18 protein-coding genes are annotated in these 26,322 nt (G+C 46.1%); 11 read left to right on the forward strand and 7 right to left on the reverse strand.

The window, feature by feature from the left end; genetic code table 11:
- Window positions 1-7 precede the first annotated feature (7 nt).
- A complete protein-coding gene (locus DWW23_RS09985) occupies window positions 8-3,037 on the forward strand; it encodes an efflux RND transporter permease subunit (protein WP_122353144.1) in 3,030 nt (1,009 codons plus the stop codon).
- Window positions 3,034-4,374: a TolC family protein gene (locus tag DWW23_RS09990; protein WP_122353145.1), complete on the forward strand. Its 1,341-nt coding sequence runs from the start codon at window positions 3,034-3,036 to the stop codon at window positions 4,372-4,374. The genes DWW23_RS09985 and DWW23_RS09990 overlap by 4 nt, the downstream gene beginning before the upstream one ends.
- 65 nt (window positions 4,375-4,439) lie before the next feature.
- Here the strand turns inward: DWW23_RS09990 and DWW23_RS09995 are convergent, their stop codons facing one another.
- The 3 genes from DWW23_RS09995 to DWW23_RS26375 are packed head-to-tail and all read right to left on the reverse strand — an operon-like array spanning window position 4,440 to window position 7,434.
- Entirely contained in the window at window positions 4,440-4,907 is a 468-nt protein-coding gene (locus DWW23_RS09995) for a DUF4625 domain-containing protein (RefSeq protein WP_122353146.1), read from the reverse strand.
- Window positions 4,907-7,060, reverse strand: a complete 2,154-nt coding sequence (locus DWW23_RS10000) for a TonB-dependent receptor (protein WP_122353147.1) — start codon at window positions 7,058-7,060, stop codon at window positions 4,907-4,909. Before DWW23_RS10000 ends, DWW23_RS09995 begins: the two co-directional genes overlap by 1 nt.
- 47 nt (window positions 7,061-7,107) lie before the next feature.
- Window positions 7,108-7,434 (reverse strand): hypothetical protein, encoded by a 327-nt coding sequence (locus tag DWW23_RS26375; protein ID WP_147382555.1) that lies wholly within the window; start codon window positions 7,432-7,434, stop codon window positions 7,108-7,110.
- A gap of 141 nt (window positions 7,435-7,575) precedes the next feature.
- Between DWW23_RS26375 and DWW23_RS10005 the strand changes: the two genes are divergently transcribed.
- The 8 genes from DWW23_RS10005 (at window position 7,576) to gldN (ending at window position 15,651) form a co-directional block, all read left to right on the forward strand.
- Entirely contained in the window at window positions 7,576-8,364 is a 789-nt protein-coding gene (locus DWW23_RS10005) for an O-methyltransferase (RefSeq protein WP_122353148.1), read from the forward strand.
- A gap of 48 nt (window positions 8,365-8,412) precedes the next feature.
- Entirely contained in the window at window positions 8,413-8,976 is a 564-nt protein-coding gene (locus tag DWW23_RS10010) for a cob(I)yrinic acid a,c-diamide adenosyltransferase (RefSeq protein WP_122353149.1), read from the forward strand.
- A gap of 73 nt (window positions 8,977-9,049) precedes the next feature.
- The gene (locus DWW23_RS10015; protein ID WP_005633363.1) at window positions 9,050-9,271 is read left to right on the forward strand and encodes a DUF2795 domain-containing protein; all 222 of its coding nucleotides are present in this window, start codon (window positions 9,050-9,052) and stop codon (window positions 9,269-9,271) included.
- A 152-nt stretch (window positions 9,272-9,423) separates the two neighbouring features.
- Window positions 9,424-10,374 carry a type IX secretion system membrane protein PorP/SprF gene (locus tag DWW23_RS10020; RefSeq protein ID WP_122353150.1) on the forward strand — a complete coding sequence of 317 codons (951 nt, stop codon included), beginning with the start codon at window positions 9,424-9,426 and terminating at the stop codon, window positions 10,372-10,374.
- A 3-nt stretch (window positions 10,375-10,377) separates the two neighbouring features.
- A complete protein-coding gene (locus DWW23_RS10025; protein WP_122353151.1) occupies window positions 10,378-11,805 on the forward strand; it encodes an SUMF1/EgtB/PvdO family nonheme iron enzyme in 1,428 nt (475 codons plus the stop codon).
- A gap of 20 nt (window positions 11,806-11,825) precedes the next feature.
- A complete protein-coding gene (gene gldL / locus DWW23_RS10030; protein WP_233564298.1) occupies window positions 11,826-12,926 on the forward strand; it encodes a gliding motility protein GldL in 1,101 nt (366 codons plus the stop codon).
- A 23-nt stretch (window positions 12,927-12,949) separates the two neighbouring features.
- Window positions 12,950-14,518, forward strand: a complete 1,569-nt coding sequence (gene gldM / locus DWW23_RS10035) for a gliding motility protein GldM (RefSeq protein ID WP_122353153.1) — start codon at window positions 12,950-12,952, stop codon at window positions 14,516-14,518.
- Window positions 14,519-14,562: 44 nt separating this feature from the next.
- A complete protein-coding gene (gene gldN / locus DWW23_RS10040) occupies window positions 14,563-15,651 on the forward strand; it encodes a gliding motility protein GldN (protein ID WP_122353154.1) in 1,089 nt (362 codons plus the stop codon).
- A gap of 620 nt (window positions 15,652-16,271) precedes the next feature.
- On the opposite strand, the gene DWW23_RS10045 is transcribed toward gldN, so the two are convergent.
- From DWW23_RS10045 to DWW23_RS10060, 4 genes are all read right to left on the reverse strand, one after another.
- Window positions 16,272-20,585, reverse strand: coding sequence for a DUF6383 domain-containing protein (locus DWW23_RS10045; RefSeq protein WP_122353155.1), 4,314 nt, complete (start codon window positions 20,583-20,585; stop codon window positions 16,272-16,274).
- A 607-nt stretch (window positions 20,586-21,192) separates the two neighbouring features.
- On the reverse strand, window positions 21,193-21,606 hold the full coding sequence (locus DWW23_RS10050) for a putative toxin-antitoxin system toxin component, PIN family (protein WP_122353156.1): 414 nt from the start codon (window positions 21,604-21,606) through the stop codon (window positions 21,193-21,195).
- Window positions 21,603-21,830 (reverse strand): hypothetical protein, encoded by a 228-nt coding sequence (locus DWW23_RS10055; RefSeq protein WP_122353157.1) that lies wholly within the window; start codon window positions 21,828-21,830, stop codon window positions 21,603-21,605. Before DWW23_RS10055 ends, DWW23_RS10050 begins: the two co-directional genes overlap by 4 nt.
- A 137-nt stretch (window positions 21,831-21,967) precedes the next feature.
- Window positions 21,968-24,628, reverse strand: coding sequence for a transglutaminase domain-containing protein (locus DWW23_RS10060; RefSeq protein WP_187576629.1), 2,661 nt, complete (start codon window positions 24,626-24,628; stop codon window positions 21,968-21,970).
- 139 nt (window positions 24,629-24,767) lie between these two features.
- On the opposite strand from DWW23_RS10060, the gene DWW23_RS10065 reads away from it, so the two are divergent.
- On the forward strand, window positions 24,768-26,285 hold the full coding sequence (locus tag DWW23_RS10065; protein ID WP_122353158.1) for a potassium/proton antiporter: 1,518 nt from the start codon (window positions 24,768-24,770) through the stop codon (window positions 26,283-26,285).
- Window positions 26,286-26,322 lie beyond the last annotated feature (37 nt).

The following is a 26,322-nucleotide window of genomic DNA, read 5'->3' on the forward strand; positions in this document are numbered from 1 at the left end:
CTCCCCTATGGCAAATATATCGGAAACCAGTATAAACAGGCCGGTTCTTTCGACGGTAATGATGCTTATCATCCTGCTGTTCGGTATGATCGGCTACAAGTTCCTGGGGGTTCGCGAGTTCCCCAGTGTGGACCAGCCTATTATTTCGGTAAACGTGTCCTATCCGGGAGCGAATGCCGAAGTTATCATGAACCAGATCACGGAACCGCTGGAGCAAAACATCAACGGTATCCCGGGTATCCGTTCACTAAGTAGTGTCAGTAGCCAGGGTAGCAGCCGTATCACCGTAGAGTTCGAACTGTCGGTGGATATGGAAACGGCAGCCAATGACGTGCGCGACAAGGTTTCGCGCGCCCAACGGTATTTGCCGCGCGACTGTGACCCGCCTACCGTAGCAAAAGCGGATGCCGATGCTACCCCTATCATGCAAATCGGTGTACAAAGTAACCGGCGCTCGTTGATGGAGTTGAGTGAAATAGCTGAACTAACCGTAAAAGAACGCTTACAGACGATCTCGAATGTGAGCGGTGTAGATATATGGGGACAAAAACGTTACTCCATGCGCTTGTGGCTCGACCCGATCAAGATGGCTGGTTATGGTGTTACTCCTTTGGATGTAAAAAACGCAGTAGATGCGGAAAACGTGGAATTACCCTCCGGTAGCATCGAAGGGAATACGATCGACCTGTCTATCCGTACCCTGGGCCTGATGCATACAGCAAAAGAGTTCGATGACCTGATCGTTAAGGAAGATGCCAACAATATCGTCCGCTTCAAAGATGTCGGACGCGCAGAACTGGCACCGGAAGACTTGCGCAGTATCCTGCGTAAAAACGGAGAACCGATGGTAATCTGTGTAATCGTGCCCCAGCCGGGTGCCAACCATATCGAGATTGCCGACGAGGCTTACAACCGTATCGAACAGTTGAAAAAGGATTTGCCGGAAGATGTATCGATCGAAATGATTTACGATAACACCCGTTTCATCCGCGCGTCCATTGCCGAAGTGGAAGAAACGATCTATGTGGCATTGGCACTCGTGGTATTGATCATCTTCCTGTTCCTGCGCGACTGGCGTGTTACGCTGGTTCCCTGCGTGGTTATCCCCGTATCGCTGGTCGGTGCCTTCTTTGTCATGTACATCTCCGGTTTTTCCATCAACGTATTGACCATGCTGGCAGTCGTACTCTCGGTAGGACTGGTGGTGGACGACGCAATCGTGGTGGCGGAAAACATCTATGTCCGTATCGAACAAGGCATGAATCCGAAGGAGGCGGGTATAGAAGGTTCGAAAGAAATTTTCTTTGCAGTAATCTCAACGACCGTGACGTTGGTTTCAGTATTCCTCCCGATCGTATTTATGGAAGGGATGACCGGACGTTTGTTCAAGGAGTTCAGTATCGTGATCGCCGGCTCCGTGACGATTTCTTCATTTGTTGCCCTGACCTTTACCCCGATGCTCGCTACCAAGTTACTTCGCAGGCGGGAAAAGAAGAACTGGCTGTATGTAAAAACCGAGCCTTTCTTCGAAGGGTTGAACAATATTTATGCCTGGTCGCTCAACTATTTCCTGAGCCATAAATGGTGGGCTATCCCTATCGTGATCATTATGTTCGGTTCGATCGGCTATTTCTGGAACACGATCCGTTCTGAACTTTCACCGCTGGAAGACCGCTCTTCCATCTCCATCAATATGCGTGCCCAGGAGGGGGCCACCTTCGAGTTTATCCGCGACTATTCCGACCGGATTGCAGAACTTGCCGACTCGATTGCTCCGGAGCGTAAGTTCCTGACAAACCGTGCATCCAGTAGTAATGCCAATATCAGCGTGATCCTTCCGGATATCAAAGACCGGGAGCGTTCACAGATGGAAATAGCAGAAAAACTCTCGGCTGCCGTACGAAAAGAAACGCAGGCACGTGCTTTTGTCCAGCAACAGTCTACTTTCGGCGGACGACGCGGAGGTATGCCTGTGCAATATGTGCTACAGGCGCCCAGCCTGGAAAAGCTGGCGGAACACCTGCCTGAATTCATGCAAAAAGTAAATGAAAGCCCTGTCTTTCAGATGGCGGATGTGAACCTGAAATTCACCAAGCCGGAAACACGCATCGAGATCGACCGCGACAAGGCTTCCTCCCTGGGAGTCAGTACGCGTAATATCGCCCAGACATTACAATATGCATTGAGTGGACAGCGTATGGGGTATTTTTATATGAATGGCAAACAATATCAGATATTGGGCGAGATCAACCGCCAGCAACGTAACACACCGCTCGATCTGAAGTCGATCTATGTGCGAAGCGACAACGGTTCAATGATCCAGCTGGATAACCTCGTCACTCTGCTCGAAGACGTGGCACCGCCCCAGTTATACCGCTACAACCGTTTTGTTTCGGCAACGGTATCCAGTGGTCTGAACAAAGGATATACGATCGGCGACGGTCTGGACGAAATGGACCGTATCGCGGCCGAGACGCTGGACGGAAGTTTCCGCACAGCTCTTTCCGGCGAATCGAAAGAGTTCCGCGAAAGTTCTTCCAGCCTGATGTTCGCCATGATCCTCGCCTTGTTAATGATCTACCTGGTACTTGCCGCCCAGTTCGAGAGTTTCAAAGACCCGTTTGTGGTGATGTTCACCGTACCGCTTGCCATTGCCGGAGCTTTGATATTTATGAGCTACTCAGGTATTACAATGAATATATTCAGTCAGATCGGTATTATCATGCTGATCGGTCTCGTGGCGAAGAACGGTATCCTGATCGTGGAGTTCGCCAACCAGCGCCAGGAAGCGGGATTGAGTATGGCGGAAGCAATCCGTTCGGCTTCTACACAGCGTCTGCGCCCAATCCTGATGACCAGTGTATCCACCATTCTCGGATTGGTTCCGCTGGTATATGCAAGCGGTGAAGGTGCACAGGGACGTATTGCGATGGGTATTGCTGTAGTAGGCGGTATGTTGGTTTCAACATTCCTTACCCTGTTTATCGTTCCGGCCATGTATAGTTTTATTTCAACAGACAGAGCAAAAAAGATATGAAAAAGGTCTTATTAATGATACTGGCTGTTTCTGCTACCCTGAGTGTCAAGGCACAGGAAGTATACAGCCTGAAACAATGCATCGAAACCGGATTGGAACGGAACTATTCCATCCGTATCATACGCAACGAGCAACTGATCAGTAACAATAACACGACACTGGGTAATGCCGGTTATCTGCCGACGGTAGATATGAGTGGCGGATTCAGCGGCTCGGTCAACAACAACCGTAACAAATTAGCCGACGGTACAACCGAGAAGCAAAACGGTGTCAAAAACGAGACGGGCGACATCGGACTGAACGTGAACTGGACCGTGTTCGACGGCTTCGGCATCCAGGCTGAATATGCACGTCTTAAAGAATTGAAACGGATGGGTGAGCTGGATACGCGCCTGACAATTGAAGATTTTGTCGCAACGCTTTCAGGCGAATATTACAACCTGATCCGCCAGCATATCCGATTGCGCAACCTGCGTTCTTCTCTCGACCTCTCCCGTGAGCGTGTACGTATTGCGGAAGAGCGTTACCACATCGGTTCCGGATCACGTATGGACCTGCAACAGGCACAAGTCGACTTCAATGCCGACAGTTCAAATGTTCTGAATCAGTTGGAAGTAGTTCATACTTCCCGTATCCGGCTGAACGAACTCATGGCGCTTGATAATATAGACGAACAGATCGCCTTGAAAGATTCAGTAATACGTCCGAACATCTTTCTGGACGAAATAGATCTCTGGCAAAGTACCCTGGCATCGAACGCCTCTCTGTTGATCGCCCAAAAAAACCAATCACTCTCCGAACTGGATTACAAAAAGGTGAAAAGCCGTGACTACCCGTATGTAAAACTAAATGCCGGTTACGGTTACACCGCTAACTGGTATGAAGTCGGCACAACCGACCTGCAGCAACGTCTGGGGCTAAACTACGGACTGACAGTCGGCCTGAATCTGTTCGACGGTCTGAACCGCCGACGCGAACGCCGCAACGCCCGTATCCAGATCGAAAACAGCCAGTTGAAGAAACAGGAACTCGAACTGGGCCTGCGTGCCGACATGAGTAACCTGTGGATGGCTTACCAAAACAACCTGGGCCTGTGGAACCTGGAAAAAGCCAATGTCGTCGTTGCCCTGGAAAATCACCGCATCGCGATCGACCGCTATAAACTGGGAGAATTATCCGGTATCGAACTGCGTGAAGCCCAGATAAGTTTGCTGGAAGCAGAAGAAAGGCAATCCATCGCAGAATACTCTACCAAGCTATGCGAGATTTCTCTCCTGCAACTAAGCGGCCAGATACTGACCTATGTAGCGCCGGAGCCGGAGAAAGCCAGTTTTTAGTAGATTAAAAAGATATTTGCTACGATGGGACAGGCGCGAGGTCTGCCCCATCGGAAAAACAATCATTAATGCTCCCCGGTCTCCCCGTCTTTACTCAGCACAATGTTTCTCGCCACATACGACTCGTTCCCGGCCGCATCCGTACAATATACCATGAAATGATAATTACCTTCGGTTGCATCGGCAGGTATCTCGATCTCGTGATGATGGATATGAGTACTCTTTTTATCCGATACATCCCACGAATTGTTATAAGCGAACGGAGTCGTTTCTCCCGCTTCCGCCTTCGTATGGGTATGGCCGTCGAAGTTATTATGTATCTCTACCTTATAAGAGCCCAGCATCACATCGTCCTCCAGATCCATATCGAAATGAATATGGCTGCCCGGCTGCAGGGCAGCACCTTCTGCCGGTGCATTCAGCGTGATGACAGGCTTCGTGGTATCTCCTTGTTTCTCATCATCGGAACAAGACACGAGCAAAACGGAGGACATCAGGACAATAACTATGGATAAATAAAACGTTGTTTTCATTAGAATAACTTTTTAAATGGTATTTTTATTAATAACTGGAAGTTGCGTCCCGGTTCCGGGATCTCCACCTTCCTGTAAAAACTCAGATGATTGTAATATTTCGTATTGAACAGATTCCGGGCAGACAGTGTCAGCTCCACATCCGTCCGGCCGACGGGGATACGGAAACCGGCCCCCAGGTGAAACAACTGCGCCCCCGGTGTCGGATCCTCATTCCGGGCAACCCTGTTCTGGTCGGCAATATACTGGTGTTCCACATAGAAACGCATCCGCTTTTTCTCCCAGGAAAGCGTATTCCGCAAAGAACCCGGCGGAGAAAAACTCAATGGTATATGCTCGTCCAAGTTATAAGTATAGACATATTCACCTCCCAATTCATAACTGAAATGCAAGGGAAGATCTACTTTTGCCGAGATCTCTCCTCCGGCAAACAAGGCTTCCGCCCCTGTATAACGGTAAATCTGTCCGGCATGGGGAAGGACGGACCACTCCCCTGTCGGTTTCAGGTAAATATAATTGCTGAACCAGCTGGCAAAAGGAGATACCGTGACGGAAAAGAAAGTGCCGAAGAAAGAATAGGCAACATCCAGCTGCCATCCCCGCTCCGACCCCAGGTCAGGATCACCCTGCTCATGCCGGAACGTACCATGATGTACCCCGTTGGATGCCAACTCATTCGCACCCGGCAGCCGGAAACTGTGACCGACATTCGCCTTCAGTAAATGCGCTTTTGCCGGAGCCCATACGATCCCCAGCGACCCGGAGAAATCACCGAAGTCCCGTTTGACCGGATAACTACGCGTCTTGCTTTTCTCCACGATCTCTTCGCTATACCCTTGCTCACGAAGATACGTTTCCAGATAGGGGTCCGTAAACGAACGGATATCCGTTTTACCGAAGTCATACCGTAAACCTCCGCTGACAGACAGCATTTCATCCGGCTTCCAGGTCGTCAGCCAGCTTATCCCTGTCGTGAAACGGCTATACTCCGGCAAAAGAAAGGAATAACCGGAAATCGTATTCCGTTGGTACTGCACATCCCACCCCATACGGTGATCCCAGACAGAAGACCCGGTAAACCGTGCCTTCATACCCGAACTAAAGGTATTCAGGACAAAAGCCAGCTCCTTGTCCGGGTCTGTTTCAGGGACAGGCTGCGAGCCGTAATGTGTATGAAACAGGCTCCATTCCTCCCGGTGATTGTTCTGGTACCCCAGGTCCCACTGGGCTAGGATATTCTCCCAGGCATATTCTTGATGGGTCGTCACCTTCAAATGATTGACAGTACTATAAGGCAACCCGATATTCCGTGCACTCCCGTCATCCTCTACCCGAGACGGGTCGGGGATACCATGGGCACCCGGAAAGAATCCGACCTTCTGATAAGCGTTGCTCACTATATAATCACTCATATACGCCCCTTTCCGGTATTGGGTAAACAAACTGGCATTACGTTCGAACCCCGCCGTATTCTTCAGCCTGCGGTCATGCACAGGCATTTTCTGAGTCAGGTAAACGATCGTATCCGCCGGTATCCGGTAATCTCCGAAATGCTGCTCCGAAAAGCGCAGCTTCGTGAACCAACGGTCCTTTTTAACACCCAGCATCACAGAGCCGCCGAACAAACCGTTCACCGATTTGCCGAGCAAACTCACCTCGCCGAACACCTGGTCGTCAAACGGAGGAGCTGCCTGCGTGATCTCCACCACACCGCCCATCGCATCACTTCCGTAAAGCAACGAAGCCGGTCCTTTTCGTATATTGACCTGTTCGACATTAAAAGCATCTATCTCAAGCCCGTGGTCGGCACCCCATTGCTGGCCTTCCTGCTTGATTCCGTTCTCCGTCACCGACACCCTGTTGAATCCCATACCCCGGATCACCGGCTTGGAAAAGCCGGAACCTATATCCATGGAATGGACACCGGGTAGTTGTTCCAGGGTCTGCATCAGATTGCCGGAAAAATGCTCTTTTAGAAATTCTTTCCCTACCACATCCAGATGAAGCGTCGTATTCCTGTTCCGCAGATACTGATAGTTTTCAGTAACCACGATCTCGGAAAGCGACACATTGCGGAGTGAATCGGGTTCTTGGGCATGAAGGGTACCTGTACAGCATACCACCAGCATACCCGGAATCATTCCGATACGCATAAATACAATCTGTTTTAATTTGAAAAATTAATTGGATAAGATATGTATCAGGCGGCAGGCGGCGCACGCAGGTAATGTGAGTAAGAAAGCAGATAGACTTTCTCATCCGGGTAATCGATCCGCCCAACGGGATTGAGCGTCAATATAAAATGTAAATCGAATGAATCGGTTGAAAGGAAAGGAGAAAGGAGCAAATTACAGAGCAGACAGTGATCCGGATTCTGCGAATGGCTATCCGTCTCATGCGGGCCGGAAGAACAGCAAACCACCTCGTCGGGATCATGCCGGTGCGTGATCTTCGCGACAAAGAATGGAAGCATGGCCATGAATAACAACCATGCCAGAAAAATACGCTTTCTTCTTTCTGCCTTCACAAACTCTTATATTACTGCAAAATAAACCTAAATCCGGCGACAAATATATAGATATTTTGTTTCCGACATGAATCTGTAGATGCTAATTATTGCCAATAAATAAGAATATCTTACTTTTGTGTGACAAATACGAAAAGAGAAATGCAAATCATTCCCAAAGCTAATACCTTACGAAAAAGTGTACTTTTATACCGGGGCATCCGTTACCGCCGCGGTTACGGAGTGCATTCGCCTTTCGTCTTCAACCTGATAACAAAGGTGATAGAAGAACGCTGTTCCTATTATAGCTTTTATGATATAGAACTGATCCGGAAACAACTGCTTTTCCGCGACAATATCATCACCTATCCGGACCGACAGCAGAAAGGGATACGCCGCCGTACGATCGGAGAGATTGTGGAGCGCGAAGCGATCAAACCCAAACACGGTGCTTTGCTTTTCCGCCTGGCGAACTATTTCAAGTCGCAAAACATACTTCAATTGGGACCGTCGATGGGGTTATCCACCCTTTATCTGACCTCCTACGCCCCCGGACTGAAATGTATTGCCCTGGAGAATATCCCGGAGTTTGCCTCCATCGCCCGGATCGCTTTCGATAAAGCGGCACGCAACCCGGTGGACCTGCGTACGGGAACATATAAAGAGCTGCTTCCCCAGGCATTGGAAGACATGGGGAAAGTCGATTTTGTATTTTTTAATACATTATATGAACAACATAACAACGTTTGGTTGTTTAATGAATGTACAAAGCATATCCATAACGATACGATCTTTGTTTTTGAAGGAATCAAGGCAAGCCGTAAGATGAGGGAGTTCTGGAAAGAAGTATGCGCCCATCCCGAAGTGACGGTAACGATAGACCTCTATTCGATGGGTATCGTATTCTTTAACAAGAAATTGCACAAGCGAGACTATATAGTCTACTTCTAACGGCAGAGAGCAGATAATAAGAGTGTTGATAATTAAAAAAAGAAGTATATGAAAAAAAGCCTTATTTATACCGGTGGTGGCGACAAGGGAAAGACCTCCCTCGTAGGAGGCCAGCGGGTATCGAAAGCGCACCAGCGCATCGAAAGTTACGGAACGATCGACGAACTGAACTCATTCATCGGCCTGCTTATCACGGCACTCGATGACCAGGCGGATATCGACTTCCTCTCTTTCATCCAGCATAAACTGTTCACCATCGGTTCTTACCTGGCAACCGACCAGGAGACGACCGAACTGAAAATAGAAAGCAAGGTTACTCCCGAAAGCATCGCACGCATCGAACGGGAGATCGACCGTCTCGACAACGAACTGCCTCCGATGAAGAACTTCATTTTGCCTGGTGGCAGCCGTTCCGCTTCACTGGCACATGTCTGCCGTACCGTCTGCCGTCGCGCGGAACGCCAGATATACCGTTTGGCCGAAACAAATCCGGTCGAAGAGCCTGTACTTATTTTTGTAAACAGACTCTCTGATTATCTGTTTGTTCTGGCCCGGAAGGAATGTATAAAAAATAATGGCAAAGAAATTATTTGGGATTATACTTGCATCTAAGAAATATTGTTTTATTTTTGCGGAAAATTTGAGAACCTGACTGCCTTCGGGCAGTTGTTAATACTAGATAACTATGTATTGGACATTAGAGTTAGCTTCGAAGCTGGAAGACGCGCCCTGGCCTGCAACCAAGGATGAATTGATTGACTATGCACAACGTTCTGGTGCGCCGTTAGAAGTAATAGAAAATTTGCAGGAGATGGAAGACGAAGGTGAGATTTACGAATGCATGGAAGATATCTGGCCTGACTATCCTAGTAAAGAAGACTTCTTCTTCAACGAAGAGGAATATTGATGTGCTTTAACACAAAGTATTGAAATATAGGCGAGGTAGTGGGCTTGCGAAGTCCCCTGCCTCGTTTGTTTTTTTGCGGAAAATACAATTTATATACTTTTGCCGCGTTATTGTAGGGGTGAAACATCTTTCACCTCGTTAGTTATAGTTAAATGAAGAGAGTCTTCCTGTTTATTATTGCATTGATTACCTGTACGATGAGCGTACGGGCCCAATCTGATATGCAGTTAAGCCAGTACTTCCTGGGAATGGGATATTACAACCCCGCCTATGCCGGAACAACCGGCGACCTGAATATGCTCGGTCTTTTCCGCCAGCAATGGATAGGCATACCCAATGCGGGTACCTCCTTCTTTGTCATTGCCGATATGCCGCTGAAACTAGGCAGCTTAAACAATGGTATCGGATTGGTTGCCAACACGGAGAGCATCGGATTGTTCCAATTCACGAAGGTCGCTTTCCAATACGCCTATAAGCAGAAATTGTTCGGAGGAACATTGAGTATCGGACTGCAGGGAGGTATATACAACGTCGGTTTCGACGGAACAAAGATACATATCCCCGAAAGCCCGGACCATACCCCTGTCGAATCCGACCCGGCTCTCCCCAGCACCTCGGTACAAGCGATGGCCCTCGATGTAAATGCCGGTATCTATTACACACATAAGAATTTCTATGCGGGTTTCGGAGCCACTCACCTGACAGCCCCGGAAATGGCATTGGGTGAAACGACAAATTATTACATTCCTATGGGATTAAATTTGACAGGCGGATACAATATTCAGCTAAGGAACCCGTTGTATGAATTACAGCCTTCTGTTTTCTTGAAGACAGATATGCAAACCTTCCAGGCGGATATCACCGCACGGATGGTCTATAATAAAATGTTTAACGGAGGTCTTTCCTGGCGTATAAACGAGTCGGTAGTAGTATTATTGGGAGCCACATTCGGCAGATTGCAGGTTGGATATGCTTACGATTTCCCTACCACGGCCATGTTAAAAGGGAGTTCCGGTAGCCACGAAGTGTTGGTGCGCTACCAGTTGAAGTTGAAGAAGACAAAAACAGGAAAGAACAGACATAAAAGTGTACGTATATTATAGTATATGAAAAAAGTATTATTAGTACTTATGGCAGTAGCCTTGCTTACCTCATGTGGTAAATCCCTTTCCGGAGCGGGAGGAGAAGTTACCGGGGTAAGATCTGTGGCTTTTAACGAACCGTCACCTTATGGCATGGTTCTGATCAAAAGAGGTTCGTTCGAGATGGGACCGGCAGACAAAGACTCCTTGTGGGGGATCAATCCTGAAACAAAAGGTGTTTCGTTTGACGCTTTCTGGATGGACGAAACGGAAATAACCAACGCCAAATACCGCCAGTTCGTTTACTGGGTGCGCGACTCCATTATCCGCGAACGCCTGGCAGACCCGGCTTACGGTGGCAACGACCTGTTCAAGATTACCGAAGACCGGTATGGCGAACCTGTCACCCCGCATCTGGACTGGAGCCGTCCGATCCCCTGGAAACGGGCGAACGAGGATGAGCTGCGCGCCATCGAAAGCGTTTATTACGTACACCCGATCACCGGCGAGAAACGTCTGGACGAAAAGCAGATGGTCTACAAATACGAATGGTATGACTATACCGGCGCCGCCCTTCGCAAAAACCGCCTGGACCCGGGCGAACGTGTCCGCAACACAGATATCCAGGTGAACCCGAACGAGGTGATCACGATCTCCAAGGATACCGCCTATATCGACGACGACGGCAACATCATCAACGAAACCCTGACCCGCCCGCTGAACGGTCCGTGGGACTTCCTTCACACCCGCATCGTAAACATTTACCCGGATGAAACCTGCTGGGTGAACGACTTCAATAATGCTTACAACGAGCCATACATGCGCATGTACTTCCAGCACCCGGGGTATGACGATTATCCTGTCGTGGGTGTTTCCTGGGAACAGGCTACCGCATTCTGCGTATGGCGTACCGATATGTTCAAGCAATCGCTGAACTTCCCTGCCGGACAGGCTATCGAACCGTTCCGTCTGCCGACGGAAGGCGAATGGGAATATGCCGCCCGTGCCGGAAAGAACGAGAACAAATACCCGTGGTCGACCGACGAACTGCAGAATGCCAAAGGTTGTTTCATGGCGAACTTCAAACCCGGAAAAGGAAATTATACGGAAGACGGTCACCTGATCCCCTCACGTGTAGGCTCTTTCGCCCCGAACCAGTTCGGCCTGTATGACATGGCTGGTAACGTGGCAGAATGGACTTCTACCATGTATTCCGAATCAGGACCGAGCCAAATGAGCGACATGAACCCGGATCTGCGCTACAACGCAGCGAAAGAAGACCCGTATGCCATGAAGAAAAAAGTCGTACGCGGCGGTTCATGGAAAGACGTGGCACAATTCATCCGCTCGGATATGCGTACATTCGAATATCAGAACGAAACACGTTCGTATATAGGTTTCCGTTGCGCACGTACACAGATCGGTTTCTCCCGTTCAAAAGGAAAGAAATAATATAAGAAACATACAACATTATGGGAAAATATAGAAGATATAAAAACAGAATAGAGATGTTCCTTTCCAGCGATATGGGAAAGAGAGTACTGAACTTCTGTTACAGCTGGGGAGCATCTATCGTTATTATAGGTGCCATGTTCAAATTGCTGCACCTGCCGTACGGTAACCAGATCCTGTTCATCGCCATGACAGTGGAAGCATTGGTATTCTTTATCTCTGCCTTTGAACATCCTTCAAACGAATATCACTGGGAAGAAGTATTCCCCGTCCTGAAATCGAAGAATCCGATGGACCGCCCGGACTTTGCCGGAACAGGCATGTCTAACCTGATCAATTCGTCGGAAAATATGGAAGACGACAATGCCGGAGGAGGTATCAATATAAATGTCAGTGCTGCTAAGAAAGCAGGTGTTACAAACAACCTGGGCGGAGCATCCGTTCTGGGTAACCTCGATGTCAGCGAAGAAGATACAAAAAACCTAAGCGAAAGCATCAAGAAACTAAGCGGTGCCGCCGAACAGATCTCAAAGATGGCAGAACTGACCGAAGCAACCCAGAAATACCTGGAACAACTGTCGGGTATGTCGGAAAATATGGAACGTTTCAGCCATGTGACCAACTCGCTGACCAACGTATCCGACACGCTGCTTAATTCCTATAAGAGCATTACGGACAATTCAGACGGTATCAACCAGAACTCACGCGGTTACGTGCAGCAGATGGAAATGTTGAACCGTAATATTTCAGGCTTGAATACAATCTACGAAATACAATTGAAAAGTATCAGTTCACAGATCGAATCGATCGAACATATCAACGGCGGCCTGAACCGCATCCGCGAAATGTACGACGGTTCGGTAACCGACAGCTCTGTTTTCCGCAACGAAACGGAAAAGATGACCCGTCAGTTGGCCGAACTGAACCAGGTATACAGCCGCTTGCTACAGGCGATGACGGTCAACATGGGTGCAGCCCCAGCCTACCAGCAACCGGCTCCGCAGCCGCAGCCTAATTACCAGCAGCAGACTGCCTATCAGCAGCCGTACCAGCAACCGTACGGATATCAGCAGCAGGCTCCGTATACAAATAATCCAGGCCAGCAACAAGCCGGTAGATAACAAACAAACGAAACAAAAGAAAGATGTCCGGAATAGCTAATAATCCCAACTCGCCCCGTCAGAAGATGATCAACCTGATGTATCTGGTGTTCATCGCCATGATGGCACTGAATGTGTCGTCGGAGGTACTCGACGGTTTCGAGCTAGTGGAAGACAGTTTGCGCACTTCTATCGACAATTCTACGCATCGTAACGATATCGTGGCCGGCGAACTGAATACCTACTACCAGTCCAATCCCGAAAAGGTAAAAGAATGGTACGACAAAGGTATACAGGTAAAGCATGCCTCCGACAGCCTGTACAACTACGTACAGAACCTGAAAGAACGTATCGCAGAGATTGCCGACGGTAAAGATGCCAACGTAAACAAGATCGAACATAAAGACGACCTCGAAGCCGCTTCACGCATCATGCTCGGCCCGGTTACCGGCGAAGGTAAAAAGCTGCGCGAAGCCATCGACTCTTACCGTACCATGATGGGCGAAATGGTGGAAGATAGCGCCAAGACCCGCATCCTGGAAGCGAGCCTGAGCACAACCCCTCCCCACAAAGCCGGTATCAATACCCGTACCTGGGAAGAGGCGTTGTTTGAAAATATGCCGGTCGCAGCCGCTGTGACATTGCTGACCAAGTTGCAGAGTGATATCCGTTATGCAGAAGGAGAAGTATTGAACAACCTGCTGAACAGCGTCGACGTAGGTGACTACCGTGTGAACCAGATGACCGCACAGGTCATCCCGGAAAGCCAGATCGTTATGCGCGGAGGACAGTACAAGGCGAACATCGTCCTGTCTGCCGTCGATTCGACGAAACGTCCGACCGTGTTTGTCAACGGTAAGGAATTGCCAGCAGACAGCCGCGGCCAGTTCACAGCCATTGCCGGTGCTCCGGGTACTTATCCCATCAAAGGATATATCGAGATGCCGAACAACGACGGCAGCGTGATGCACCAGGAGTTTGAAAGCGAATACTTCGTTACGGAGCCGAGTGCTACGGTAGCACCGTTGCTGATGAACGTATTATATGCCGGTATCGCCAACGATATGCGTATCGCCGTACCGGGTGTACCGAGCGGAAACATCACGGCCAGCATGACCAACGGAACCCTGACACGCAAAGGCGACATCTGGGAAGCCCGTCCGTCGAAAGTTGGAACCGATGCCGTCATATCGGTAAGTGCCCGTATGGCTGACGGCCGCAGTGTGGAAATGGCAAAGAATACGTTCCGCGTACGTGCCCTGCCCGATCCGATGCCGTATATCGAATATAAGGATCAGAATGGCAACATGCGTAAATTCCGCGGTGGAAACATGACCAAGCGTAACCTGGTCGACACCGAAGTCCTGCAGGCTGCTATCGACGACGACATATTGAATATCAAATTCGATGTATTACGTTTCGAATTGATCTTCTTCGACTCGATGGGAAATGCGATCCCTGAAGTATCACAGGGTCCCCGCTTCTCCGACGGTCAGAAGGACAGGATCCGTCGTCTGACAAGAGGCAAGCGTTTTTACATCAGAGGCGTGGTGGCCAAAGGTCCTGACGGTCTGGAACGTACCCTTACACCGATCGAAGTCATTGTAAATTAAATGTAGGGGCGGTTTGCGAACCGTCCCAAATAAGGATATAAAATATGAAACGTTTTTATTACATACTGGCAATTGCAAGCGCTCTGTTCTTCACTGCTACCTCCATGCAGGCACAGGAAGAATCGGAGAACACCCAGCAACGGGCAAGAAGAACCCCGCAAGCCTCCCGCGGAGAACGGGCAAACGATAAAAAAGACACCGGTATGCCCGAACTGACCGTACGGGCACAGGATATGAACGAGCGTATGACACAGGAAGTGGGAAACGCCCGCTGGATGCGTGTCATCTATCGTCAGATCGACCTGATGAAAGAAAAGAATGCTCCGCTTTATTATCCCGTCACACCGATGAACGGACAGATGAACCTTTTCTCCATCATCTTCAGTCTGATCAGTGAAGGCAAAATAGATGCGTACCAATACGAAGACGGTTACGAAGATTTCAGCGAAGGTAACAAGATCGACCTGAAAAAGATGCTCGACAGCTTCGGTATCTACTACGAAGAAATAGCCGGACAAGGTAATCAGGGAACGACGTTCGTTATCAACGAAAGCGATATACCTTCCGAATATGTCCGTTCTTATTACGTGAAGGAAGCCTGGTATTTCGACCAGAACAATTCCGTATTCGACGTAAAGACACTGGCTATCTGCCCGATCATGACCACTTCCGGTGATGTCGGAGAGCTGACGATGCCGATGTTCTGGATCCCTTACGAAAATATCCGCCCGTATATCAATACAGCGTTCATCATGACGTCGAACATCAACAACGCGATGACCTTCACGCTCGACGATTATTTCCGCCGCCGTATGTTCGAAGGTGATATTTTCAAGACACAGAATCTGATGAACCTACCGTTGCAGGCATATTGCCCGACTCCGGATTCAATAAAGAAAGAGCAAGATCGTATCGAAGACCAGTTGGTTGCCTTTGAAAAGTCACTCTGGTTCCAGCCCGACACTACCCAGGTAGAAGATCCGAAAGCAGCTAAGAAGGCCAGCAAGGCCTCCGCTCGCGGACAGAGAGGCGCAACCACCGAAAAGGCAGAAACCAAAGAAAAGACCGTCAAGACAAAAGCTCCGAAAGCCGAGAAATCCTCTCCGGTACGCAGCGTACGTCGCAGACGATAAAGAATGTGCCAATGAAGATAGCAACTGGTTCAGTATTTGTCAAATTTGAGCTATTATCCCCTTATCAAAGTAACTTCTCCATTACAGGTCCATTTGCCGTCGGTTTTAACCGACGGTTTTGATAGGCTGTCCTTTTTTTGGCTTTAGCCACATTTCTCTTCATACAGAGATTCTTAAAATGGGACTAAAGTCCAAAGAGAGAGATCATTTACTAATCCGTTGGTTAAAACCAACGGCAAATGAACCTGTAACTAATAAGCATGTTTTATTTATGACTGATCGCTTGCTCGGATAGTTCAATTCTTTCTATTATTGCAACATTGGCTCAAATATTTCTATGTTCGATTGCGAAGCCTATCTGTCAACTGTCAGTTGTCACTTGTCGTTAGAAAAAGGTGGAACCTTTTTCTAACGACGAAGCCCCGGAGAACGTATTCCCCGGGGCTTGTTTTTGTCTGTCTTCGCTCTTCACAGAGATCGAACAGAAGAACTTTATTTCATTACTTTAGTATTAATATCGACCGCTTGTTCGCCTGTCGCAGGATACTTGTCATGGAGGTGGGTGAACCCCACCTCTACGACACGCAGTCAATTTAAATTTATTGATTATAAATAATTTCTTATTTTACGATAGCAGGTACTGCTGCTTCACCTTCAACCGTTACATAAACTACACCTGCAGGAACTGCGATTGTAGCTTCGCTTGAAGTAATTACCGTGTTAACCACTACCTGACCAAGTACGTTGTTGATAACAACCTTCTTACCTTCAGCACCCTTAACAGTTACTGTTCCGTTACCACCGATTACAGCGATTGTAGAAGTTGTGATATCTTCGTTAGCGACAGATGAACCTTCTGAAGATTCTACATTGTAGATATCAGCAGATGAAGCATCGAAGTTTTCAAAGTTGTCTTTTACAATTACAGGAACACCGTTCTGGACTTTCAACCAACCGCCTTCAGTCATAGGACGAGCATTACCAGCAAAAGCATTGTCATTCATCCATGATTCAGATTCGATCAAGAAATCTTGAGCTTCATCATCATTGATCAAACGGAATTCAAACTTAGCAGCATTGTGCTTGTTTTCAGCAATAGTAACCTGTTTGCCATCAACAAACAATTTAGTATAGTTACCTGTACCCGGCATAGTACCTTCTTCTTTCACAACATACCCTTTCAGGAATGCCAGACGAGTATACTTGTTCTCCCAGTTATACTTGTTATATTTAGCATCGATCTTCAAGTTAACCAAGAAGTTACCAAAGAGTGTATCAGGAGTTACATGGGTATGATCACAAGACAAAGAATCAGCTAATGAAGTATGATCTTCACCACACCATTTAACAGAGCCTTTCTGTTCCGTTACATTACGAGCAATAAAGTACTGAGGCATCAATACACCTGTTTCTGTTGTCGGTATTACTGTCATTTCAGCCAAAGCTTCGGCGTTATCGCCCTTACCTTCCACTGCCAACAAATTCAATTCAGCAGCTTCAGAAGCATACAGATATTCTTTATCAGTTGAACGTGTACGATAGAACTTCAAGATATTCTTTTCACCCAGTTCTTCTTTAGTAAATTCACGATAGTAACGAGTTGAATCAACGACTAAAGCAAATGCAGAAGTACGTGTTTCAGCAGTAATATCTTCAGCTTTGATCAAACCTGTTGCATCAACCACACCGGCTTTCTTATCCCAAGCAGCATTAATCAAAGCATAATAGTGAGTACCATCCACATCATTCACTTCTTTCAAATAGAAGTTAGTTGCAGAAGCGGCATTGGATACTACCATCATTTCTGTTCCATCTACATTTGTGATCTGTACATATTTGTTATGTTGATTCAACTTATTCGGATTATAAAGGCTGATCTGATACAGACCGCGTTCCAGAGAATTACCATAACCATATTCTTTGTTGTCTCCAATTCTGTGCAATCTGAATTTATCTTCAGAGTCAGCAGATACAACTAAAACAGAATCATTGTTGATAGTTTTATTACCAACTTCAACATTCAATCCGGAAGAAATATTCAGATAACCCAGTGTAAAGAGAGCTCTCGGATCTCCTGTTGCTGTGCGGTAATAACCTTCTTCACTTTCAGGAGCAACACTCAATACGAATGTATCATTTTTCTCTTCAACAGAACCCTGATAGATATACTGGCTGATTGTTACATAATATTTACCGTCTTTTTCTTCTACAGTATAAGCACCCAGGTTCAGTTTTTCACCTGTTTCCATATTGTAAATATTCGGATAACCACCGAAGTCTGTCGGGGTAGCTTCTACATACCATTTAGCAGCCGGAAGATGAGCAAAATCCATCTTACCCTGATCTGCCGGAGTCACTTTCGTCAAGGAATAATTATCGACATCCAACATCAAACGGGCACCGTTTTCCTGAGTGTTTGCTTTTACAATATCCAGATAGTACAAACCAGTAGGAACATTAATAACATTTACAGGACCAGCCAAGCTCAAACCGATACGGTCATTGATTGTAAGCTGAAGTGCATTCGGACGTTTGATATATTCAGAGCTACCAACTGTTACTTCACGATGGTTACCCAGAACAGCTACTTTCACTAAATTTTGTTCAAAGCCCGGAGCGTAAGAAGCCTTGTAACGGATCTCACTGTCTGCACGGTCTTTCCAATAAGTTGTTGTAACGTCTTTCTGGTTGTAACCGTCAGCTTCGATACGTAAAGAGTCCTGAGTCGGGAAATACAAGAAACGGAAGTTGAAACGACCATTAATATCACGAGCAGCAAGCGGTGCATTCGGATTTTCAAATTTCTTATATTCTCTTGTATTGAATGTCAAGTGGTTTTGACCAGCCACTTCATCTGACAGATAAGCAGTATCGACCATCAAGTATTGACCGTTATCAGCTTTCAGAGATAACCAATACGGAGTTTTAACAGCATTCAAATTAGCATAAACTGCATACAATCCCTGGGCAGTACGGGCAGCTTTAGCGGCAGCTCTATCAGCAAGGGCCCATTTATGCATGTGATAAATAACATCCCCCTTGTCGAATTCAAGATCCTGGCTTAAGGCAAGAATTCTATCTATCGAAGTAGTACAAGATTTTCTCAGGGTAGCTTCCTCACTTTTTTCCTTTTCAATTGTAGCCACCAGTTCAGATTTCTGTTCTTCTAAACGGTTTTGTAATGCTAAGAGATCTTTATCCAGTTCATCAGAATGGATAATGTTATTTTTTACAGTAATATATGCTGTACGCGCCTTACTCTCTGCAGTCTTAGCAGCATCTAAGGTTTCCTCTGCATCAGCTTTTTTTGTTTCCAGTTCGGCTACTTTGTCCTCAGCCTCCTGTAGTATTTGTTTGGCTTCAGCCAACGCTGCATCAGCCTGAGTTAAGGCTTCATCCACTACAACTGTAATATAATTAGCCGTTACCGTTTTACATTCTGTCTGATTAAGCGTCCAAGCATCAGCACCAGCATTATCAGCTATCGCTTTTGCGTACAATTCTTTCGCAAAGGACATGAACAACTCTTTATCAGATTCAGACTCTATAGTAGCAGCAGCAAAAATCGTATTCCAAGCTTTTGAATCGTCAAGATATTCTTTATTGAAAAGATCGAATGTCAGAGCTTTTATATCTGCATTATCAGCATCTTGTAACCCTTTGAATGCATCTGCTAATTTTTTCTTTTGCTCAGCAACACTTTGTTCAGTTGATGCTGCTTGCACATCAGTTGTTACTTCAAGCACTTTACCTTTAGCGGTCATTAACTCAGCTTCGTAGTTACTTACAACTTCTTCTGCATCACTCAGTGCATCTTCCGCATGTACTAAATCACGAAGTAATCCTTCTATTTTTTGTTTCTCCGCATCACTGATCTTTGCATTATTCTTAATACTTTCTTCAATAGACTGCAACCTCTTGGTAAGGTCTTTCAAGTCATATTGATGTCCACGTAAAGAAACACTAACAGTCTGTAATTGTTTTACCAGATCATTATAGTTTGCTTGTTCATCTTTCAGCATTTTCGCTGTTACAGCATAATCCTCTTTCTGATCATTTAATGCTTCCAAAGCAGCGTCTACCAGTTTTACCTTAGACTCGTAAACAGCATAAGCTTTTTCATAAGCTTCATAGGCATCAGCCACTTCACCATAAGACAATGTACCCGGCTTCGGATCGACAGCTTCATATTCTTGTTCTACCCATTTGTTAGGCATACCATCGGAGACACCTTTTGCAAATGCGAAAGCTACTTTATCATCAGCCTGAGTCTGAAGTTTACTGTTCAAATCATACTTGCTTAACCATACCGGGCCAGCTACTACCGGTTTGATTCTGAAAAAATCGACTCTTTCCTGAACATCTTTTGTTGCATACTTAACAGCAGCCACTTTACCAGAACCATCTGATGCAGGAAGTAAAGTCATGATAGAGTCTGCATGAATATATGTTTCCGGAGTTCTTGCGATTGTCAGGTTTTCACCAGCCTCATCAAGCATCCATGTCCATGAAACATCCTTTCCGCCTAAATGGGAAGCAGTCCACGCTCCACCTTTATAATCCTGCGCCTTTGCAGGATCGAAAGACAAAGTAAGGTGATGAGCCAGGTTTCTGAAAATAAAAGCAGTTCTGGATTTGTCTACATTAGAATCTTTTTCTACAGTCCAAAGAGATTCTCCAATATTAGCCTGAAAATAAGGAACAAAGGCCAATTCATAGTGGAAACCGCCGCCTTGCAGATCTTTTACTTTCTGCATAACCAGCACATTATAACCATCAGACAATTGATAAGCTCTACCATCAGTAACTTTAGATACAGCCTCTAAAGAAGGAGCCGTAGCTTTAGTATACACAGTCTGAGTCTGAGCATAACTTGTTCCAACAGTTGTTGCCAGCAGCATACTGGCGACCAAAGTAGAAAACTTTTTGTTCATAATCGTTTAATTTAATATTAATAATAGTGTTACTTAAAAAGCCTTTTAACCTTAGATTTGGAACGCCTCTGAGAGTAAATGACTAGATTAAACGTTCCTTTTTTCTCGCCATTTTTCAGGTAGTATCTTGTCTTGGTAATAAGAAGTACGATTTTTGTACTCTAATTGCTATTCAATTGATAAGAAAGAGAATAGGATTGAAAAAAAATTATGGGAAAGAATTGTAGGTTTAAAACTTATGTCTAACTTTGCTGGCGAGAAAAAAGGAACCTTTCTTTTAGTCACTACTTATACTTCGTAATTTACTATTATTCTTTATATTAAATACAATTCCACTACTTATTCATATAATATAATAATGTACAAGCGTATATCTTTAACTCACTCATTATCAAGAGTCCTTTTATCCAGTTTTCAAAAGCGAATGTTAAAAGCTGCTATTTAGCCTGTTTGCATGGAGAAATACAGGCATTTTCACTCACAAAAAAGGCCATCGTTCGAAACGACAGCCTTGATTCATTATTTCTATAAAGAGGTATCTACAAATTGTTGATTTCAGCTTCAGAAAGCCCGGTACATTCGGCAACCAACTTGGTGAGAGTACCAATCAATAATTACTCAATAAAGCGATAAAAGTATCTATACCTATTAATTCTACTTTTGGAAAGTCTATATTCTTCAAAATATCAAAATGATGATCTTGACTAACAATATAAGAAGCATTCGCTGCAATAGCACAATCAACAAACTTATTGTCATCAACATCTGATTGAATTAGATTGAAACGGAAGTGAGCATCTAATTTCAATGTATTTTTACGAGTTATAATTGCCTTAATAATGTTCTGTGCAATATCACTCCCCATCTTTGAAGAAAGAATCTCCTCGTATTCATTCAGTATCTCATTGGTATAACACAATGTATACTTTTCCGCAAAGAAATCTTTCCACACCTTATAATAGTTGCCTCTCTTAGACAACGAGATCAACAGACAGTTCGTATCTAAAACAACTCTATTCATTGTTTTGTCTTATAAGGCGTACGCATATGTTCATGTTTCCATTCTTCTATCACAGTATTGTTGACCTGTCCGCTATCCCATAGCTTATCAATTTCCTTTTCTGCTTTCTGTGCAAAATAACTCGATAACATATCTTTTATTTCATTTAGCGTATCCTCACTTTCAACATATGCCATCAAATCCAGTATCTGTAACTGGGCAGCATTAAAAACCGTTCTCTCCATAATGCCTCCTTTTTTATTACTTAACTACAAATATAACAGTTTTTTGTTTGAATATGATGTAGGATAATAAATATTCAGCCCCGGTTATCAGAATTTACTTACAGACTACCGGGGCTAAATATTTACTAGATGATGTATTACAACTTATGTATCACCTTCATCAACTGTTCTCCCAAACCGATGGTATATCCCTGAGAGACGAACACAACACGGTTGAAAGTATCTGCAATGATAAAGATAGGGAGCTGGCTGGCATTTGCCAGTTTCATGGCCGAAGCAATCTCCTTCTGGATATGGTTGTCAGCATCGATACCGTAAGTGATCGTGCTAGGCAGATCGCCGAACTCTTTCGGATCGAAGTTCTGGTAACCCTTTTCGTCCGGGAACAGAAGTACCATACTGCGGCCCCATTCTTCCAGGTCTTTCTTCACAGCTGCTATGTCGCGCATAGCGTGGTTGGTCGGTTCCTGACGAGCACCCAGGATAGCGACAACGAAATAACCACGGCCTGTCGTTGCCAGTACGCTGGTTTCTTCGCCGTTGTCAGCACGTTTGAACTTGTTTTCCGAATTGAAATTACCGATCACCTGTACTTCGTCAGTGTTTTCACGCATTTCCAGTTTTGTGGGGGTCGTCTTGCCGGGTTCCACATTAAAGAAAGAAACTTCAGCCAATACGCTGCCGTTAGCCATACGGGTTCCGGTAACCATCATATAGTTACCTTCGTCCATGCTCAACGGAGTCTTCAACATGCTGCTCCAGGTGTCGCCTACACCCATATCCACATTGCCGCGGCGTTCAAAGTTCAGGGTCTGCAACTTAGCATCCGGTAATATCTTAGCGATAGTGAAATGGCTGTAATATTTCGGATCCTGCAATGCTTTGATCGGAGCATAGGATGCGACAACCTTACCTTGTTTAGCCGTCGTCTGAACAGCAGCTTCAAAGTCTACGTCCATCCAGTTGCCGTCTTTCCAATATTGCACCTTGCGGGCAACCGGTTCGATACGTGCCGGGATACCCAGACTGCGGGCAACGGCAACAAAGAAGATATCACGCGATCCGGTATCAGCCACACGCGATTTGAATACACCCATCGGCATAACCGGGATCCTCTGTGAATTGAGTTCGTTCTTGATGGTGATATTCTTCTTCACCCAATCTACCAATGCCATCGGATCTTCCTTAGCCTGTTTTACCAGTTCGGCATCCACATTTTTCTGTAAATAGCTACGGTATGGTGTGAGGAATTCATTTGCTACACGCGGATTCAGTATATAATTATTGAAGGGATCGATCTTAACCTCTTCAGAATTATTCAGATGATCAGCCAAAACGGAAGCAGGTGTATCGCGGAGGTCTTTTGCAGAGATCACATCCAGCAAAGCCATTGCTACCGGACGCTTGTCAGCCGGAGTCTCACGCAGGAACTTCTCGATTTCCATCCAGTTACCACGGCTACCGATCATAAAATCAGATGTCTTCAACGGATCGATACCCAGCTCTTTTGCCAATGCTTCGGCCTTTTCTTCCGTATAGAAAGTGGCAACGTATTTATTACGGATCGCATCCTCTTCCAACAAACGGGCTGCATTCGCTTCCTTTTGTTCAGGAGTTACTTCGACAGCGATAGAACCTTCAACCGGAGGAATAACATCGAGAGCTACAGCTCCGATGGCATCACCAGGCTTCTTATCCAGCTTGATGGTTGCATCGCCTTTACCGAAGGAGACTTTATCGAAACCGAATTTGCCGTCTTTGGTTGCCCATACGAACATATCCCCTTTACCGGCTGTCAAGAATGTCTTTCCTTCGGCATCTGTTTTCTTATTGGCAACAGTATAAAACTCGGCATAATTGTAGATTTTGAATTCCACATCGGCACCGGATACCGGCTTACCTTCCTCATCCACTACAGTAACAATCGCTTTACCTGTCGGAGCATAGTTGTCGATCACATTGATCTCTGTATAACCGTCTGTTTCAAGCATAACTTCTTCCGGACCATGATATTTACCGAATACTTTCGTATGCATCAACATACCACGATAAGCCGGACCGTTAAACCATCCCAGGTTTAGAACCGGTTCCGGTTCGCAAGCACCCAGGAAATACCATTTACCATTTACCCAGGCTTCTACCCAGGCATGGTTGTCATCGGTATGTGCCCAGCGGGGAGTATATACCTGGCGGGCAGGGATGCCTACCGAGCGAAGTGCTGCCACCGTAAAAGTCGATTCCTCACCACAACGTCCGTAAGCAGTCTTTACAGAAGCCAGCGGAGAACTCGTACGGGCATCCGACGGCGTATAAATTACTTTTTCATGACACCAGTGGTTCACTTCCAGCACGGCATCATATAATGACAAGCCTTTCACACGATCTTTCAGTTCATCGAAAAAGACCATACGGCTTTCATCCAGGTTCTCGTTGTTCACGCGGATAGGCAGAACGAAATGGCGAAAGATCTCCTCAGGAATGCTGTCGCCCCAGGGCATTTCTTCTTTTGCCTTGAAAGAACTGCGGATATTATCCAGATAAAGTTTTCCATCATAATCGGTGATGTCGCCTATCGGCATATAGGCATACAGAAATGTAAGTGCCTCTTTTTCCTCCGGCGTCATTTGTTGATTGAAAACTGTGAACAGATCTCCGTCAGGCAAAGCCGCCTGTTTGGCCTGGAAATCTTTCTCCACTTCAGCTCTGAATGCATCGTCAGAGATGAAATGCTGCTGTTTGTTACATGCCGTCCCTATCAGGAGGATGAACAATAGTGCGAATAATTGTGTTTTATGCATAGTGTTAATTTTATCCCGACAAATATACGTAATATATTCATTAGTCAGTATATGAGCCATATATTTCGGCATTCATTCCATTGTTGTTTCAGATTTTTTTTGTTATTTTGAAGGATAATTGAGTAAACCGTTTCCGCTTATGTTCCATGATTTAGAGCTCTTGCACAATGCGGAGGGAATCTTGCTGATTGCTTCCGTTATTCTTTTTTTCAGTATTTTCGCCGGTAAGGCAGGTTATCGTTTCGGACTCCCGGCGTTGTTGCTTTTCCTGGGAGTCGGTATGTTGTTCGGTAGCGACGGGCTGGGAATCCAGTTCAGTAATCCAAATATTGCACAGTTCATCGGCATGCTTGCGTTGAGTATCATCTTATTCTCGGGTGGTATGGATACGAAGATATCCGAGATAAAACCCATTGCGTCGCAAGGAGTCATTCTGGCAACAGTCGGTGTACTGGCGACTACGTTCATTACGGGGGGATTCATTTATTATCTGTCCAAACTCGTGACCGGTTATGAAACGCTCACACTCCCCGAATCCCTGCTGATGGCTGCCGTTATGTCGTCAACCGATTCGGCCTCTGTATTCTCCATCCTGCGAAGCAAGGGAGTCTACCTGAAAGAGCGTCTCCGACCAACCCTGGAGTTGGAAAGTGGTAGTAACGACCCGATGGCGTATATGCTTACCCTACTGTTGATCGCTTATATCCAGACAGCCGGCATGAATCTGGCCGATGCTGCCTTGTCGTTGGTGATCCAATTGTCGGTAGGTGCCATAGCCGGATTCTTATTCGGAAAACTGGCCGTAATCATTATCAATAAAATAGACATCGATAATGAGTCGCTGTATCCGATCCTGTTGCTGGCAACAGCCTTCTTTACTTTCGCCGCTACCTCACTCTGCAAGGGGAACGGTTACCTGGCTGTATATATCGCTGGCCTGGTAGTCGGAAATGCGAAAATCGTACACAAGAAAAGTATCGGTACTTTCTTCGATGGTTTTGCCTGGTTATGGCAAATCGTGATGTTCCTTACGCTGGGATTGCTTGTCAATCCGCACGAACTGTTGCCGGTAGCTCCCATCGGTCTGACGGTCGGTATCTTTATGATCATTTTCGCCCGTCCGATCAGTGTTTTCCTCTGCCTGCTCCCATATAAGAACTTCTCTTTCAAAGGGAAACTGTATATTTCGTGGGTAGGGCTTCGAGGAGCCGTACCGATTATCTTCGCCACCTATCCGCTGATTGCAGGAGTAGAGCATGCCGGGCTGATATTCAACGTGGTATTCTTTATCACGATCTTATCACTGCTGATACAGGGCACAACGGTAACACAGGCTGCCAAATGGCTGGATATGATAGATGAACCGGAACGAAAGGATGTATTCGGTATCGAACTGCCGGAAGGTATCAAGAGCGCGATGAGCGAGATCGATGTTACTCCCGAAGTACTTACGCATGGGAATAAACTGATGGAACTCACCCTACCCGACCATACGCTGGCGGTAATGGTCATGCGTGACGGACGCTATTTCATACCTAAAGGGAATACGGTCCTGATGGAGAACGACAAGCTACTGATGATTTCCGATAATGACGAGGCACTGCTTCAAGCTTATGAGGCACTGGGAATTACAGATTACACGCTGAAGAAGAATTAAAAGGATAAGGGGTGTGTTAAAACTAGTTATATAACAA

It is taken from the genome of Parabacteroides sp. AF14-59 (assembly GCF_003479515.1).
In the GTDB taxonomy this organism is placed as follows: domain Bacteria; phylum Bacteroidota; class Bacteroidia; order Bacteroidales; family Tannerellaceae; genus Parabacteroides; species Parabacteroides faecis.